Origin of the sequence: Kosakonia oryzendophytica (assembly GCF_027886705.1) — a bacterium.
GTDB lineage: Bacteria > Pseudomonadota > Gammaproteobacteria > Enterobacterales > Enterobacteriaceae > Kosakonia > Kosakonia oryzendophytica.
Window position 1 is genome coordinate 99,255 of record NZ_CP115659.1, and the last position, 15,940, is coordinate 115,194.

At 55.8% G+C, this 15,940-nt stretch carries 12 protein-coding genes and 1 tRNA gene; 2 read left to right on the top strand and 11 right to left on the bottom strand.

The window, feature by feature from the left end; all coding sequences use genetic code 11:
* Nucleotides 1-3 precede the first annotated feature (3 nt).
* The 7 genes from O9K67_RS00430 to O9K67_RS00460 all read right to left on the bottom strand — a co-directional run bounded on the left by O9K67_RS00430 (nucleotide 4) and on the right by O9K67_RS00460 (nucleotide 5,303).
* Complete coding sequence (locus tag O9K67_RS00430) at nucleotides 4-804, bottom strand: PTS mannose/fructose/sorbose transporter subunit IIC (RefSeq protein WP_061492477.1); 801 nt, start codon at nucleotides 802-804, stop codon at nucleotides 4-6.
* 64 nt (nucleotides 805-868) lie between these two features.
* Nucleotides 869-1,363 carry a PTS system mannose/fructose/N-acetylgalactosamine-transporter subunit IIB gene (locus O9K67_RS00435; protein ID WP_061492478.1) on the bottom strand — a complete coding sequence of 165 codons (495 nt, stop codon included), beginning with the start codon at nucleotides 1,361-1,363 and terminating at the stop codon, nucleotides 869-871.
* On the bottom strand, nucleotides 1,363-1,770 hold the full coding sequence (locus tag O9K67_RS00440; RefSeq protein WP_061492479.1) for a mannose/fructose/sorbose PTS transporter subunit IIA: 408 nt from the start codon (nucleotides 1,768-1,770) through the stop codon (nucleotides 1,363-1,365). Before O9K67_RS00440 ends, O9K67_RS00435 begins: the two co-directional genes overlap by 1 nt.
* Before the next feature lie 9 nt (nucleotides 1,771-1,779).
* The gene (locus tag O9K67_RS00445) at nucleotides 1,780-2,586 is read right to left on the bottom strand and encodes an SDR family oxidoreductase (RefSeq protein ID WP_061492480.1); all 807 of its coding nucleotides are present in this window, start codon (nucleotides 2,584-2,586) and stop codon (nucleotides 1,780-1,782) included.
* A gap of 68 nt (nucleotides 2,587-2,654) precedes the next feature.
* The gene (locus O9K67_RS00450; protein WP_061492481.1) at nucleotides 2,655-3,608 is read right to left on the bottom strand and encodes a sugar-binding transcriptional regulator; all 954 of its coding nucleotides are present in this window, start codon (nucleotides 3,606-3,608) and stop codon (nucleotides 2,655-2,657) included.
* An 803-nt stretch (nucleotides 3,609-4,411) separates the two neighbouring features.
* Complete coding sequence (locus O9K67_RS00455) at nucleotides 4,412-4,954, bottom strand: RNA 2'-phosphotransferase (protein WP_061492482.1); 543 nt, start codon at nucleotides 4,952-4,954, stop codon at nucleotides 4,412-4,414.
* A gap of 254 nt (nucleotides 4,955-5,208) precedes the next feature.
* Nucleotides 5,209-5,303: transfer RNA gene (locus tag O9K67_RS00460), tRNA-Sec, on the bottom strand.
* 288 nt (nucleotides 5,304-5,591) lie between these two features.
* On the opposite strand from O9K67_RS00460, the gene O9K67_RS00465 reads away from it, so the two are divergent.
* Both O9K67_RS00465 and yicI read left to right on the top strand, forming a co-directional pair.
* Nucleotides 5,592-6,983, top strand: a complete 1,392-nt coding sequence (locus O9K67_RS00465) for a glycoside-pentoside-hexuronide family transporter (protein WP_061492483.1) — start codon at nucleotides 5,592-5,594, stop codon at nucleotides 6,981-6,983.
* 10 nt (nucleotides 6,984-6,993) lie between these two features.
* Nucleotides 6,994-9,312 carry an alpha-xylosidase gene (gene yicI, locus O9K67_RS00470; protein ID WP_061492484.1) on the top strand — a complete coding sequence of 773 codons (2,319 nt, stop codon included), beginning with the start codon at nucleotides 6,994-6,996 and terminating at the stop codon, nucleotides 9,310-9,312.
* Nucleotides 9,313-9,795: 483 nt separating this feature from the next.
* On the opposite strand, the gene O9K67_RS00475 is transcribed toward yicI, so the two are convergent.
* From O9K67_RS00475 to trmH, 4 genes are all read right to left on the bottom strand, one after another.
* Nucleotides 9,796-11,532 carry an AsmA family protein gene (locus O9K67_RS00475; RefSeq protein WP_061492485.1) on the bottom strand — a complete coding sequence of 579 codons (1,737 nt, stop codon included), beginning with the start codon at nucleotides 11,530-11,532 and terminating at the stop codon, nucleotides 9,796-9,798.
* Between the two features lie 121 nt (nucleotides 11,533-11,653).
* A complete protein-coding gene (locus O9K67_RS00480; RefSeq protein ID WP_061492486.1) occupies nucleotides 11,654-13,039 on the bottom strand; it encodes a nucleobase:cation symporter-2 family protein in 1,386 nt (461 codons plus the stop codon).
* A 125-nt stretch (nucleotides 13,040-13,164) separates the two neighbouring features.
* Nucleotides 13,165-15,246 (bottom strand): ATP-dependent DNA helicase RecG, encoded by a 2,082-nt coding sequence (recG, locus tag O9K67_RS00485; protein ID WP_061492487.1) that lies wholly within the window; start codon nucleotides 15,244-15,246, stop codon nucleotides 13,165-13,167.
* A gap of 4 nt (nucleotides 15,247-15,250) precedes the next feature.
* A complete protein-coding gene (gene trmH, locus O9K67_RS00490; RefSeq protein ID WP_061492488.1) occupies nucleotides 15,251-15,940 on the bottom strand; it encodes a tRNA (guanosine(18)-2'-O)-methyltransferase TrmH in 690 nt (229 codons plus the stop codon).

The following is a 15,940-nucleotide window of genomic DNA, read 5'->3' on the forward strand; positions in this document are numbered from 1 at the left end:
CCTTTAATCGTCAAGCTGGTCAAGAGAGGTAGGGGCGTGGGCCGCGGAGGTTTGCTGCCTGGTATCGCGCCACTGCGGATTAAGCTGGATGTAGAGCAGGGCGATGATCACGCCGACGCCACCGAAGGCCAGTAGACTGAAGTCGAGATAGCCACCGGCAATAAAGCCGAGGAAGAAGAAGGGCATCAGGTATTTCACGCCCATCATGCGAAGCACCATGGCATAACCGACTACCACGATAAAACCGCCAGCGATTTGCAGACCGCGGGTGACGAATTCCGGGATAGCGTTCAACATAGTGCTGACCATGTCGGCGCTGACGAACAACGAAACGATCAATGCCGGGATTGCCACACGCAGCGCCTGAACGCCTAAAGCTGAAATGTGGAGCAGATCGATCGTGCGAAAGCGCGCCTCTTCTGCGGCTTTATCCGCAGCGTGCTGGAACACCACGGTGATGGTGCGGGCAAACACCGTCAGCACCTGGCCTGCGGCGGCCACCGGCAGGGCGATGGCAATACCGGTGGCGATGCTCTGTTGCCCGACAATCACCAGAATGGCGGAGATAATACTGGCGAGCGCTGAATCCGGTGACTGTGCTGCGCCCACGTTCATCCAGCCGAGGGCGATCAGTTCCAGCGTACCGCCGAGAATAATCCCGGTTTTGAGATCGCCCAGGATAAAACCGATAACCGTACAGGCAATCAGCGGGCGGTGAGTCTGGAATTCATCCAGCACGCTGCCGATGCCTGCAATACAAGAAAAAAGAAATATCGCTATGATTTGTAAGGTACTTATTTCCATAATTGATGTCCTTTGGGTGTCGTTATCCCTGCCAGTAAAGGCATAAATAAACGGGTGCTTTTATTTATTCAGCTATCGACAACTCTTCAATTTTTTCGAGAATATTCATCGACGGGTCGGAAGCCACGACGCGTAAATCAAGATGAATACCTAGCTTATCCAGCTCACGAAATGCATTAATATCGGATTGGTCTAACGAGACGGTTTTGGTTAATTGTTTCTTACCCGGTTGCCAGGCCATGCCACCAATATTTAAGGTTTCTATCTGTACACCTTTTTTAACCATCGCCAGTGCATCCTGCGGCCGGGTAAATAAATAGAAGACAGTTTCATCTTTATATTGCGGGTTGTGGTAAACCGCCACCGCCTTTTCGATATTGACGACATTCACTTTGATTCCCGGTGGGGCAGCCTGGCGTAATAATGTGCGGCGAACCTCATCGTTAAAGACATCGTCATTACAGATAATGATCCGCTGCGCATTCGCCACCTTTGACCAGACGGTAGTGACCTGGCCGTGGATCAAACGGTCATCGATGCGTGCAAGGGTAATCTTCATCAGAAATCCTCCTCGGTTGTTTGCGGGGCCTGCCAGACAGCACAGGCCTGCCGGGCGATGGTCGTCAGGTGTTCGCAGAGTGCATCCACGTCCATATTGTCCTGGTTATCAACCAGTTCCAGCGCCATCGGCAAGGAGAGCCCGCTGATAACGCGGATACCTGCGTTGCTCATGGCCAGTGTCGCGGCGGCGTTCCACGGGCTGCCAAACTGCAAATCGACCGCAATCAGCCACGCTTCATCCGGGTGGGCGTTGATGCGCGATGCCATTTTGGCGATGATGTCGTGGGTGTTTTCGCCGGGGACAAACTCCAGCGCATCGACGCTGACATCGCCGTAGACCATCTGTACGGAATCCCGCATGGCGCAGGCCAGCGAGCCGTGGGCACAAAAAAGAGCGTTAACCATCGGGCCTCCCTAGCCGCGCGTTTTACCGCCGGCAATGTTGGTGGTGACGCCGGTAAGGTAGCTGGCGCGTTCTGACAGCAGGTAGCAGACAAAATCGGCGACTTCGCACAACCGCCCGGAACGCCCAAGCGGAATGGCGTTTTTGCTGTAGCCTTCACGCAACTGCTCAACGGTGATATTGCGGGTCCAGGCCAGCGCTTCTTCATACTCCGGCGTGCGTAGCCCGGTCTTTTCGAGGATTCCCGGCGCGACGCCCACCACGCGGATGCCATGTTTACCCAGTTCTTTGGCCCAGGAGCGCGTAAAGCTGTTCAGCGCGGCTTTGGTGGCGGCATAACAACTCTGGCCTTCTGAGCCTTCTAACCCGCTTTCCGAGGAGACATTCACAATTACGCCGCCACGCTGTTTCACCATCTGGCGCGCTACCGCTTGCGACATTAAAAACCCCCCTTTCTGGTTGATGTTGACCATTTTTTCAAAGGCGGCTTCGTTTAATTCATACTTGCCATCCGGGGCTTTTTCATCGACCAGCAGACGCGGGTAGTTAATTCCGGCGTTATTGACCAGACCGTCAATATGCCCGAAGTGTTGAATCATGCCATTAATAGACAGATTCACAGCCTGCGCGCTGGAAATATCCGTTTGCCAGAAGCGATAATTCGGGTGGTTATTATATTTTCCGTCGCCAGGGTGAATGTCCACCATTTGTGCTTTCGCGCCTTGCGCTAATAACTCGTCGACAATAGCGAGCCCGATTCCAGATGCACCGCCCGTAACAACAATGATTTTGTCCTGCAGATTTAACCAGTTTTGCATATATTTCTCCTGATGTTGGCCAAAAGTAGCCCCATAAAATGAATTATGTAAAAGCGTAATAACCTGAATTACTTCAGTAATAAATCGGCTGTTTCTTGGTTAGTCACTAAACAGTTAATATGTTCTCCCTTCAATGCGCCTACAATTCCGTTATATTTCTCTTCACCCATTGCAATGCCGATGACATAACGCGCCTTCTTCAATTGATGCGTTTCAATAGAGAGTGTTTTTTCACTCATCCGGGTTTCTACCGTCGCACCGTGGATGTCATAAAAGCGCGAACAGATATCACCAGCTACCTGGCGGGCGTACAGATCGTCGCTCTCTTCGCTGGCGTAAAACGCGTGCCAGTTCGCGCCGTTACGGATAGCCAGGGAACCGATGCCCACCACCGCAATATCGAGATTGTCCCAGTAAGCCGAGATGGTTCTAAAGTGCTGAGATTGCATAATGCCGTTACGGATCAAGGCATTGTCCAGCAGCGCCGGAAAGTCGGCGAGGTGCGATTCCCCTTTCAATCTTGCGGCAGCGCTGTAGGTCAGCGTGTTGACGTGATAGCGGCTTTCCAGCTTGCCGGAAGGGCCGCCGACAACAGGCACGCAGATAAGCTGGCGTGACTGGCTGGCCGGGGATAACCTCTCCACTAGCGCCCGTACAGCGCGCCCCCAGGAAAAACCGACAATGTCGCCAGGTTCCAGCAAACGCTCCAGTAACTGCGCGCCGCAGATGCCCATCAGATCGAGTTGTACCTCCTCCTGTTCGCTGTCGCATGCGACCACCACGGCTTCTTTCAGGCCATATTTCTCTTTGAGTTGTTGCTCACGCCACAGGTTTTCGTTGTAGTCGTAATTAATGGCAATGGTGACGATGCCCTGCTGGCGACCGCGTTTCAGCAGGCGGCTGATGGTGGTGCGGTAAATGCTCAATTCACGGGCAATTTGCGCCTGCGTCATTTCCTGTTCGTAATAAAGCTGCGCGATTTTTACGATCAGGCGAACATCATCACTGTTTTCATTTGGCATCCTTCGCCTCCTGCACATTTGTGCTAACAACGAATCAGGTTTGGTCCTTCGATATAACCTTGTCTGCGGCCTGCGGCAAAACGATTTACTGCCCTTTTCGGCGACAAAAACCCCGTTTTGTATTGCACATTTGTTTTTAGACTTTTCGAATACTCGCACATCTGTGCAATGCAAAATAACTCACTGATTGCTGGCGTTTTTCTCCGGTAATGTGGCATCGCGAAGCCACAGGCACTTTTGTGTTGAAAGCTGCCGCAGATCACATTTATTACCGCTGCCAGCGCCTGCACGTTTTCACCTCCTGATAGCAGAATAAACAGAGGGTTAGGCCCTCTGGTGCCTGCGTGCTCACACTGAAGCACAGATGCAGTATGCCACTCCGCACACGGCATTACATTAGTGCGACAATTAATAACTGATTGATTTTATTGGTAATATTTGGATGTATTTAATCAGATTTAACATGGGGGGAAGTACCGACAGGTTTCATTGACTACCGTGGCTGGTAATTGAACTGCTCCACTCCGGTAGATGAACCTTCCCTATAGTTTGAGCTCAGGAGGAGTGTAGGGTTTGGTCGACATCAAACAGGGTTGAGGCATCCCCAGATAAGACCTTCTATGATGGGGCAGCAGATGCATTGAAAAACAACAAACTACCCTCGACTGGTGCAAGAAAGTTAAATCGGTACGCCTATGAAAATAGGCTGTGTGGGGCAGGCCAGTGCCTGGATAAAAGTCAATAAACCATGGGGTAATCGTCGTAAGAAACTTAAGCTGGTTGGAGGTGCCGATCCGCTTTCCTCATTCCTGAATAAATTCCCACGGAATTGTGTTCGACAGCCAGACGCCATTATCGGCCTGATAGAACGTAAAGCCTTGTTCGAACATGGCGCGGGCATTGATTGTGAGGACAACGGGTTTCCCGTGACGCTGGCCCACCTGTATGGCTGTTGCCGCATCCTGAGATAAATGAACGTGCTGACGGTCTTTTGAAATAATGCCCTGTTCTCTGATGGACGATAAAAATCGGCTGGCCGTGCCATGAAACAGAACATCAGGCGGCGTTTTTTCCTGGTAAGCAATTTTCACGTCTGGTGTTGAATGACCTTGCGCCGCGCGAATCAATAACCCGTCTTCAGAGATCGTGAAACGTTTTTTGTCGCTCCCGGCAACGATAGTCTGGAGCAGTTCATGGTTGAGCTCATAACCCGAATTGTTGACGCAACGGATCAGTTCTGCGATCGGTGCCCAGCCCGCTTTATCTAATGATAAGCCTGCTGCTTCCGGATGGTGACGTAACAGGTAACTCAGAAATTTACTGATTTCGATATGTTTTTGGCTCATGGTCGTTGTCTTACATTAACCGCATCCTGCGGTGAGAAATTAATTATCCCTCTTCTCCGGCTCACCCTTCCAACAGCGACAGCACCCGTTCTGGTGTTCAATTCTTCTTCACCAGCATTCCGGCACTTGCTTTTTTGCCGTCGCGGTGCGCGGGTTATGGCCGACATTGAATCGGGTTATAAGACTATTACGAGTGTAGGATTTGAAAAGAAAGCGTTTTTAGATTTATTCAGAAGGCGTGATGGCAGACATTTTGGCGGAAGATCACAGGAGTCGAACCTGCCCGGGACCGCTGGCGGCCCCAACTGGATTTGAAGTCCAGCCACCTCACCGGAGATGACGACCTTCCGCGCCTGCATTGCTACATGGAGGCGGGGCGCATTATAGCTACTTTCATGCATTTACCACATACCCTGGCCATAAATTTTCTCGTTGTGCTGCCGCTTCAAATCCACGTTTCAGATAAAACCTCACATTTTCCGATGGTTAGCTTTTTCTTGCTGCGAAAGTAACCACGATCACAGAAAAGAATAAACGTAATCTGATAACCAGAAAACGGAATACCCGCCTGAAAAACGATCGTTTACAACCACTGAGACCGCTCTCCGCTTACTTTTCAGGCGTTAAGGAAACAAAAATGGACAGTCAGATTATTTCTGTGAAAGAAAAGATTGGCTACGGGATGGGCGATGCCGCCAGCCATATCGTTTTTGATAACGTGATGCTGTACATGATGTTTTTCTATACCGATATCTTCGGTATTCCCGCCGGTTTCGTTGGCACCATGTTCCTGCTGGCGCGCGCGCTGGACGCCATTTCCGATCCCTGTATGGGGTTGATTGCCGACCGCACGCGCAGCCGCTGGGGTAAGTTTCGCCCGTGGATCCTCTTCGGCGCACTGCCGTTCGGCGTGGTCTGCGTATTGGCATACAGCACACCGGATCTCAGCGTCAGCGGCAAGATGATATATGCCGCTGTAACCTATACGTTACTCACCCTGCTTTACACCGTGGTAAACATTCCGTACTGCGCATTGGGCGGAGTCATCACTAACGACCCGCAACAGCGTATTTCGCTGCAATCCTGGCGCTTTGTGCTGGCAACTGCGGGCGGCATGCTCTCCACCGTGCTGATGATGCCATTGGTCAAACTGATTGGCGGGGAAGATAAAGTCTTCGGCTTCCAGGGCGGTATTGCGGTGCTCTCGGTGGTCGCCTTTATGATGCTGGCATTCTGCTTCTTCACCACCAAAGAGCGTATCCAGGCACCGCCGAGCACCACCTCCATGCGAGAAGATTTGCGCGACATCTGGCAAAACGACCAGTGGCGCATCGTCGGTTTGCTCACCATCCTCAACATCCTGGCCGTGTGCGTGCGCGGTGGGGCAATGATGTATTACGTCACCTGGATCATGGGCGATGCCGCCATCTTCACCGCCTTCCTCACCACTTACTGTGTCGGCAACCTGATTGGCAGCGCGCTGGCCAAGCCGCTCACCGACTGGAAATGCAAAGTCACCATCTTCTGGTGGACCAACGCCGCGCTCACCGTGCTCAGCGTCGCCATGTTCTTCGTGCCGATCGAAGCCAGCGTCACCATGTTTATCTTCATCTTCGTTATCGGCGTGCTTCACCAACTGGTCACTCCCATCCAATGGGTGATGATGTCCGACACCGTGGATTATGGCGAATGGTGCAACGGCAAACGGCTTACCGGCATCAGTTTTGCGGGCACGCTGTTTGTGCTGAAACTTGGGTTGGCGCTGGGCGGCGCATTGATCGGCTGGGCGCTGGCGGGCGGCGGTTACAACGCGGCAGCGCAGAGCCAGAACAATGCCACGATTAGCATCATCATTGCGCTGTTCACGCTGGTTCCGGCGCTCTGCTACTTATTGAGCGCCTTTATTGCCAAACGCTTCTACACCCTCAAAACGCCATTCCTGACATCGATTATGGCGCAACTGGCGCGTGGCGAACGCCGCGATCCACAAGGCCATGGCAACGCCTCTCCCCGGGAAGAATTACTGTAAGGAGTCATGCATGAAAATCAGTGATGGCAACTGGCTGATCCAGCCGGGTCTGACATTAATCCAGCCCATTCAGGTGTTCGACGTTGAACAGCAGGGCAATGAGATGGTGGTGTATGCCGCGCCGCGCGATGTGCGCGAACGCACATGGCAACTGGACACACCGCTGTTTACGCTGCGCTTTTTCTCGCCGCAGGAAGGCATTATTGGCGTACGCATTGAGCACTTTCAGGGCGCGGTGGATAACGGCCCGCACTTCCCGCTGAACCCATCGCTGCATGTGGATGTTGCGCTGCGCAACACCGGCGATTTTGCAGAGCTACAAAGCGGCGCGCTGAGCGTGCGGGTGGGGAAAGGTGACAACTGGGCGCTCGACTTTCTGCGTGACGGCGTGCGCATTACCGGCAGCCAGGTGAAGAACAACGGCTATGTGCAGGATAACAACCGCGGGCGTAATTACATGTTCGAGCGGCTGGACCTTGGTGTTGGCGAGACGGTGTATGGTCTCGGTGAGCGTTTTACCGCGCTGGTGCGTAACGGCCAGACGGTGGAAACCTGGAACCGCGATGGCGGTACCAGCACCGAACAGTCCTATAAGAATATCCCGTTCTACCTGACGAACCGGGGCTACGGCGTGCTGGTGAATCACCCGCAGGCCGTGGAGTTTGAAGTCGGCTCCGAGAAGGTCTCCAAAGTGCAGTTCAGCGTGGAAGGGGAGTATCTCGAGTACTTTGTCATTGATGGCCCGACGCCGCAGGCGGTGCTGAACCGCTATACGCAATTTACCGGCCGCCCGGCGCTGCCCCCGGCCTGGTCTTTCGGCCTGTGGCTGACCACTTCGTTTACTACCAATTATGACGAAGCGACGGTCAATCGTTTTATCGATGGCATGGCGGAGCGCCAGTTGCCGCTGCATGTGTTCCATTTCGACTGCTTCTGGATGAAGGCGTTCCAGTGGTGCGATTTTGAATGGGATCCGGTGACCTTCCCGGACCCGGAAGGCATGATCAAACGCCTGAAAGCGCGCGGGCTGAAAATCTGCGTCTGGATCAACCCCTATATCGGCCAGAAGTCCCCGGTGTTCCGTGAGCTGAAAGAGAAAGGCTACTTGCTGAAACGCGCCGATGGTTCGCTATGGCAGTGGGACAAATGGCAACCGGGGCTGGCCATTTACGACTTCACCAACCCGGAAGCCTGCCAGTGGTACGCCGATAAACTCAAAGGCCTGATGGCGATGGGGGTCGACTGTTTCAAGACCGACTTTGGCGAGCGCATCCCGACCGATGTGGTGTGGCATAACGGCGCGTGCCCAGAGAAGATGCACAACCACTACGCCTATATTTACAACGAACTGGTGTGGAAGGCGATGAAAGAGACGGTGGGCGAGCGGGAATTGGTACTGTTTGCCCGTTCGGCCTCCGTTGGCGCGCAGCAGTTCCCGGTGCACTGGGGCGGCGACTGTTACGCCAACTATGAATCGATGGCGGAAAGCCTGCGTGGTGGGCTCTCTATTGGTCTGTCTGGTTTTGGTTTCTGGAGCCACGACATTGGCGGCTTCGAAAATACCGCACCTGCGCATGTCTACAAACGCTGGTGCGCGTTCGGTCTGCTCTCCAGCCACAGTCGCTTGCATGGCAGCAAATCTTACCGCGTGCCGTGGGCTTACGATGAAGAGTCCTGCGATGTGGTGCGCCACTTTACGCAACTGAAATGCCGCCTGATGCCGTACCTTTACCGTCAGGCGGCGCTGGCGCATGAATGCGGTACACCGATGATGCGTGCCATGATGCTTTCGTTCCCGACCGATCCCGCCTGCGATTACCTCGACCGCCAGTACATGTTGGGCGAGGCGCTGCTGGTGGCACCGGTGTTCAGCGAAGCGGGAGATGTGCAGTTTTATCTGCCGGAAGGGCGCTGGACGCACCTGTGGCATAACGATGTCCTGAACGGCAGTCGCTGGCATCAACAGCGCCACGACGTGATGAGCCTGCCGGTCTATGTGCGTGACAATACCCTACTGGCGCTGGGCAGCAACGATCAGCGCCCGGATTACGCCTGGCATGAAAACACCGCCTTCCAGCTGTTTGCGCTGGATGAGGGGCGTGAAGCGCTGTGCGAAGTACCGGATGCGAGCGGCGCGGTGATTTTCCGCCTGCGGGCGAAACGTGAAAACGGCGTGATTAGCGTGCAGGCTGAAGGCGAAGCCCGCAACTGGACGCTGTGCCTGCGCAATATCACACACATTGCCGGGGTGCAGGGGGCTACGCAGTCGGGCAGCGAACAAGGTGTGGTGATAGCGCCGCAGAGTGAGGAGATTCGGATTACGCTGTGAGTTCCCCCTCACCCTGACCCTCTCCCCAGAGGGGCGAGGGGATAAGGCTGGTGCGGTTTTCCGCTCTCAGACCCTCTTCCTAAAGGGGCGAAGAGATAAGGCCGGTGCGTTTTTCCCCTCACCCTGACCCTCTCCCCAGAGGGGCGAGGGGAGAAGACTGGTGCGGTTTTCCTCTCCCCCTGACCCCCTCCCCCTGACCCTCTCCCCAAAGGAGTGAGGGGATAAGACTGGTGCGGTTTTCCCCTCACCCTGACCCTCTCCCCAGAGGGGCGAGGGGATAAGGCCGGTGCAGTTTTCCCCTCCCCCTCCCCCTGACCCTCTCCCCAAAGGAGTGAGGGGAGAAGACTGGTACGGTTTTCCCCTCCCCCTGACGCTCTCCTCAAAGGGGGGAGGGGAGAAGACTGGTGCGGTTTTCCTCTCTCAGATCCTCTCCCCAAAGGGACCTGGGGGATAAAGTCAGTGCGGGTTTTCTCCCTCTCCCTTTCAGGGAGAGGGCTGGGGTGAGGGTGATGGCGCAGACTCAGTTGGAGGGGCAACCACACCACCGGAAACGACACCGCCATGCATACTTTGTTTTAGCTGCTGTTTCTGGACATTTATCACCTGCAACTCGCCATTCACCGTCGGTTTCAGCGGCGCATTTGCGTTGACGTTGCCGCTGGCGGTCAGTTGCAGGTTACCATCACCATTTATCGGCAGCGCTGGCCAGCCCCACTCCTGCAACACATTCACCGGCACGCCGCGCCCGCGCAGACTGAGGTTGACGCTGCGTTCCGGCGTTTGCGAAACCACGGCGGTGGCTTCCAGTAAGCCCTGGCCGGTAAAAGCGCTAAGTTCGCTGATATTCACCGTGCTGCTGTTCGCGTTTAACGCCAGCGACGGGCGGCGCACATCAACGCGATTAAACGTTGCGGCGGCGGCGTTCAGTTTTGCGCTGCCACCCCAGACTCCCCATTTGCGTTCGCGCGCCAGTTGCAGGTTATCCCCATAGCCATCCAGCGCAGTGAGTTGCCACGGGAAGCCCGGGTCGATATCAATCACCAGATTGCGGCTGGCGCTGAATTTCTTCAACGTCACGCTGTTCAGCCATGTTGGCAATTCATCCATCCAGACCTGTTTCCAGTTTGCCGGCAAGGTGTATTCCAGCCCGGCAAAGGCGGCGTCGTCCAGCACCAGTGCGTGCCCGGCGCGATACCAGTTACCGGAGGTGCGCACCATGCCGTTTTCCCAGCGTGAGGTGAACTGCTGCAGCGCAATGCCCTGCGGCGAGAAAGTGGCGTTAAGGATCGGATCGAACAGATGCAGCGAACCGTAAATAAACTCGGTGGCGTTCATCGACAGTCTGCCGTCTTCGCTTTTCCAGTCGCCGCCTTCCAGCGTCAGGTTGCGCAAGCTCAGATCGAGGTCGGTAACCGCCCATTCCGGCCCTTGCAGGCGCGCATCCGTCACCTCAACGCGGCCAATTTTCAGTGACGGCAGCGTGGTCAGCGGATTAAAGAAATCGAGCAGGGATTTGTCGCTTTGCAGGCGGATATCGTTCAGCCGCAGGTTATTCACTACCCAACTGCCGTCGGCATTGCGTTGCGCATCACCCGTCAGCGAACCGCGCGCCATATCCGCGCCAATGGTGGTCAGCGTGACCACATCTTTATCAATACTGCCCTGAATGAGAACGTTGCTGGCGGGAACGCCGTTTAACATCAATGATCCGGCGCTCATCTGGATCTGCGTTTTGCTGCCGAGCACATTGCCTGCGACCGGTTGCCACGGCGCAACACCGCCGGTGACCCGTTGCGCACTCAGATCCCAGCCAGTGGCCGGGCTGTTAAACGCCATATTGCTCAGTTGCAGACGATCGGCCTGGAAAGGCAACGGCGCGGCAGCGGGGAAGAGATTAAGCGTGCCGTCCTGCAACAGAATGGTGTCTACATGCAGCGGATCGGTAAGCTGGCGGCTACTGAGATCGATATCGACGGTTTTAGCGACCAGCGTGGCGGGTTTGCCTTTGTGACCAAAGTTAACGTTTTTCAGCAGCACATGGGACGGGGAAGAGAAGCGATGATCCATCACATCGAACGTCAGATGATAGTCGCTGTTGTTGCTGACCCACTGGCTAACCTGTGTTGCGCCCCAGCGGGTTTGCAACAAGAAATAGACAGCCAGCATCGCCAGTAACAAGACGATAGCGACAACAAGGAGCAGCTTTCCAAGAAATTTCATCATCTTCCATCCCCAACGTGTCAGTCAGGCAGTTATGCACGATTTATGCGCAATGCTCAAGGGCGGAATGATGAAAGGAAGTGACTGCGGCAACGGTTTGGCCCCGTTGCCGCAGCATGCATCAGTTTTTCTCTGGCGGAAAAATCAGATTCAATACAATCGCCGTGATACCCCCTGCGGCGATGCCGGAAGAGAGCAGGTTTTTCAGCCAATCCGGCGCAAATTGCAGGATCTGCGGCTGTTGGGAGACGCCAAGGCCGACTGCCAGTGACAGCGCAATTATCATGATCGCACGGCGGTTCAGCGGTTCGCGGGAGACAATACGCACGCCAGACGCCGCAATGGTTCCGAACATCACCAGCGTTGCGCCACCGAGGACCGGCTCAGGCAGTTGCTGCACAAACGCACTCACCGCCGGGAACAGACCCAGCACAATCAGCATCAGCGCGACAAAGAAGCCGATGTAGCGGCTGGCGACGCCGGTCAACTGGATCACGCCGTTGTTCTGACCGAAACAGGAGTTCGGGAAGGTGTTAAACACCGCCGAGACGAAGGAGTTGAGGCCGTTAGCCAGGACGCCGCCTTTCAGGCGCTTCATATAGACCGGGCCGGCAACCGGCTGCTCAGAAACGTCGGACGTGGCGGTGATATCGCCGATGGTTTCCAGCGAGGTGATCATAAACACCAACATCAGCGGCAGCAGCAGATTCCAGTCAATGCTCAGGCCGTAGTAGAGCGGTGTTGGCACCATAAAGGCGTCCGCCGGGGCATTGTAGGCTGGCAGCATACCCATAAACATCGCCAGCACGTAACCGACCGCCATAGCAATCACCAGAGAGGCGATACGCAGGTAAGGATTACGCTGGCGGTTTAGCAGAATAATGATTGCCAGCACCACGCCGGCCAGCAGCAGGTTCTTCGGTGCGCCGAAGGTGTGGTTGCCCATTGCGGCAAAACCGCCGCCCACGGAGGTCAAACCAACCTGAATCAGCGACAGGCCGATAATCATCACCACCACACCGGAGACCAGCGGGGTGATAATACGGCGCGCCAGCGGCAGAATTCGGGAGATAACCATTTCGGTGCAGCTTGCCAGCATTAGAGTGCCGAACAGTGCAGCCATCATCGTCGGCACATCCGCACCACCGGTTTTCAGTGCGGTACCCCCCATAATCAGCGGCGCCACAAAGTTAAAGCTGGTGCCCTGAATCGACAACAGGCCAGAACCCACCGGCCCCCAGGCTTTGATCTGGATAATGGAAGCCACGCCAGAGGCGAACAGCGACATGCTGATGATGTGCTGAGTGTCCTGAGCCGGTAAACCCAGCGCCTGGCAGATAAGCAGCGCGGGCGTGATAACGCCGACAAACATCGCCAGCAAATGCTGCAGCGCGGCAAACAGCGTCTGCGCCAGCGGAGGGCGGTCTTCAAGGCGGTAGATCAGTTCGCTGGGTTGAGTCTGCGCAACCGGTTGCGCACTTTCTGACTCGATGGTGTTTACGGACATCTCAAGCAATCCCCTGGATGGAAAAGCGGTGATTTTATCGGACTGTTTGGTAAAAGCAAACGGTTGCTTTGCTAAAAACATACTTTTCTAAGGGGTGTTCTTTTTACGGGATAAGGTTCTAAAACTCAGGCGTTGGAGTAGCGTTCTGTTTCCGGCATCCAACGGTCGATCAGGGCTTCCGCCAGCTGCGGGTAGCGCTCATGAATATGGCGGGCAGTACGTTGCACTTCAGGGATCATCGCCTGGTCACGCAGCAGATCGGCGACTTTGAATTCGGCATTGCCGGTCTGGCGGGTGCCAAGCAGCTCGCCGGGGCCGCGAATTTCCAGATCTTTTTGCGCAATCACAAAGCCGTCGTTGCTGTCACGTAATACCTGCAGGCGTTTTTGCGCGGTTTTGGACAGCGGGGATTTATACAGCAGCACACAGTGCGAGGCCACCGCACCACGCCCGACGCGGCCACGCAACTGGTGGAGTTGCGCAAGGCCGAGACGCTCCGGGTTTTCAATGATCATCAGGCTGGAGTTGGGCACGTCCACACCCACTTCAATCACCGTGGTGGCGACCAGCAAATGCAGTTCGCCTTGCTTGAAGGCCTGCATAACGGCCTGTTTTTCGGCGGGCTTCATTCGCCCGTGCACTAGGCCCACATGCAGCTCCGGTAGCGCCAGTTTCAGTTCTTCCCAGGTGGCTTCCGCCGCTTGCGCTTCCAGTAGATCAGACTCTTCAATCAGTGTACAGACCCAGTACGCCTGGCGACCTTCATCGGTGCAGGCGTTGCGCACGCGATCGATAATGTCGTTACGGCGGGTATCCGGAATGGCGACGGTGGTGACCGGCGTACGCCCCGGCGGTAATTCGTCGATGACGGAGGTATCCAGATCGGCATAGGCTGTCATTGCCAGCGTTCGCGGAATGGGCGTGGCGGTCATGATCAACTGATGCGGGTGAAAACCCTGTTGTTGACCCTTCTCCCACAGCGCCAGACGCTGATGAACGCCAAAGCGGTGTTGTTCATCAATGATCACCAGCGCAAGGCCGTTAAACTGCACCTGCTCCTGGAAAATAGCGTGGGTACCGACAATCATCTGCACCTGACCGCTGGCAATCGCCTCCTGCTGTGCTTGCCGCGCTTTGCCTTTCTGTTTGCCCGCCAACCAGCCCACTTCCACGCCGAGTGGGGCAAACCAGTTGCGGAAGTTATTCGCGTGCTGCTCAGCCAGCAGTTCGGTCGGGGCCATCATCGCCACTTGTTTTCCATTGGCGATGGCGCGTAAGGCCGCGAGCGCGGCAACCAATGTTTTACCGGAGCCGACATCGCCCTGCACAAGGCGCATCATAGGTATATCCTGCGCCATGTCGCGCTCGATTTCCGCCACGACGCGATCCTGTGCGCCAGTGGGTTTAAACGGTAATGATGCCAGCAGACGCTGTTTTAGCGCATCGTTGGCGATGAGCGGTTGCGCATGGTAGCGCTGTGCTCCGGCTCGTAGCGCCAGCATGCTCAGGTTGTGAGCCAGCAACTCTTCGAGAATTAAACGTTTTTGCGCCGGGTGCTGCCCGCTTTCGAGGTCGCTTAGCTGAAGGGTTGGCGGCGGGCGGTGCAGCGTGCGCAGGGCGTCCGGCAGGCTCATCATGCCCTGCGCCAGCTCTGGCGGCAGCAGTTCGCTGATGGCACAGGTCGCCAGGAGGTCCAGCGCCTGATCGGTCAATTTGCGCAAGGTTGCCTGTTTCACACCTTCGGTGGTCGGATACACCGGTGTCAGGGTTTCCTGTAAATCCGGTGTGCTGAGATCGCCCTGAATGCGGTACTCCGGATGGATCATCTCGGCGCCGTACTTCCCGCGTTTCGCTTCACCGTAGGCCAGCACACGACGGCCGGTGGCGAGGCTGTTTTTCATCGCCGCGTTGAAGTTAAAAAAGCGCATGGTGAGGATGCCGGAGCCGTCGCTGATTTGGCAGGTCATCATCCGACGCCCGCCAAAGGTGATGTTGCAATTCAACACTTCGCCTTCCACCGTGGCGTAAACGCCCGGCAGCAGGTCGGCAATGGGGTAAAGGTGGGTGCGATCTTCATAGCGCAACGGCAGGTGAAGCAGGAGATCCTGCACGGTGTGCAGGCCGATTTTTGCCAGTTTGCTGCTCTGCGCTGCGCCAACGCCGGCCAGCGTGTTGAGCGGAATAGCGTCGAGCAGGCGGCCTTTCATGCGGTTACCCTGCAGCCTGCATGGTGGCCCACCATGTCGGGTCGGCTTCGATTTGCCCTTCGGTATTGACGTGAGGGTAAGGCAGGCCTTTGCGTTTTGCGACTTTCGCCAGCACCGGGTAACCCCCCTCGAACAGCAGGCGCTGCTGCTCTGCATCCGGCAGCATACTGTTTTCACGCTGGTACATGCCCGCGTTTTGCCGCTGGCGTTGAGCTTCGTACAAAATCAATGCAGAAGCCACGGAGACGTTCAACGACTGCACCATACCGATCATCGGGATGATAATGTCCCGATCCGCCAGATCCAGCGCTTGCTGGGTGATCCCGGTTTTTTCCTGCCCCATCAGAATGCAGGTCGGGCGGGTGTAATCGATCTCGCGAAAGTCGACAGCGTTGTCAGACAGATGAGTGGCGAGGATCTGCATACCGCGTGCTTTCAGTTCGCCCACGGCGTCGCTGATGGTGCGGTGCGTTTTCACTTCTACCCAGCTATTACTGCCCGCAGCGGAAGAGGCCATGGTGCGCATGCGATTGCCCGGCCAGACGGCGTGAACTTCATGCACACCGACGGCGTCCGCCGTGCGGATAATTGCGGAGACGTTATGAGGTTTGTGAACCTGCTCCATGCAGACGGTCAGATCAGGCTGACGCCTGGCAAGCATCTCGCGGATACGCGCATAACGCTGAGAATTCAT

Coding starts and splice junctions, on each gene's coding strand:
- O9K67_RS00480 (WP_061492486.1), bottom strand. CDS start 13,039: ATGTCCGTAAACACCATCGAGTCAGAAAGTGCGCAACCGGTTGCGCAG.
- O9K67_RS00475 (WP_061492485.1), bottom strand. CDS start 11,532: ATGAAATTTCTTGGAAAGCTGCTCCTTGTTGTCGCTATCGTCTTGTTA.
- recG (WP_061492487.1), bottom strand. CDS start 15,246: ATGAAAGGCCGCCTGCTCGACGCTATTCCGCTCAACACGCTGGCCGGC.
- yicI (WP_061492484.1), top strand. CDS start 6,994: ATGAAAATCAGTGATGGCAACTGGCTGATCCAGCCGGGTCTGACATTA.
- O9K67_RS00455 (WP_061492482.1), bottom strand. CDS start 4,954: ATGAGCCAAAAACATATCGAAATCAGTAAATTTCTGAGTTACCTGTTA.
- O9K67_RS00430 (WP_061492477.1), bottom strand. CDS start 804: ATGGAAATAAGTACCTTACAAATCATAGCGATATTTCTTTTTTCTTGT.
- trmH (WP_061492488.1), bottom strand. CDS start 15,940: ATGAATTCTCAGCGTTATGCGCGTATCCGCGAGATGCTTGCCAGGCGT.
- O9K67_RS00465 (WP_061492483.1), top strand. CDS start 5,592: ATGGACAGTCAGATTATTTCTGTGAAAGAAAAGATTGGCTACGGGATG.
- O9K67_RS00435 (WP_061492478.1), bottom strand. CDS start 1,363: ATGAAGATTACCCTTGCACGCATCGATGACCGTTTGATCCACGGCCAG.
- O9K67_RS00440 (WP_061492479.1), bottom strand. CDS start 1,770: ATGGTTAACGCTCTTTTTTGTGCCCACGGCTCGCTGGCCTGCGCCATG.
- O9K67_RS00445 (WP_061492480.1), bottom strand. CDS start 2,586: ATGCAAAACTGGTTAAATCTGCAGGACAAAATCATTGTTGTTACGGGC.
- O9K67_RS00450 (WP_061492481.1), bottom strand. CDS start 3,608: ATGCCAAATGAAAACAGTGATGATGTTCGCCTGATCGTAAAAATCGCG.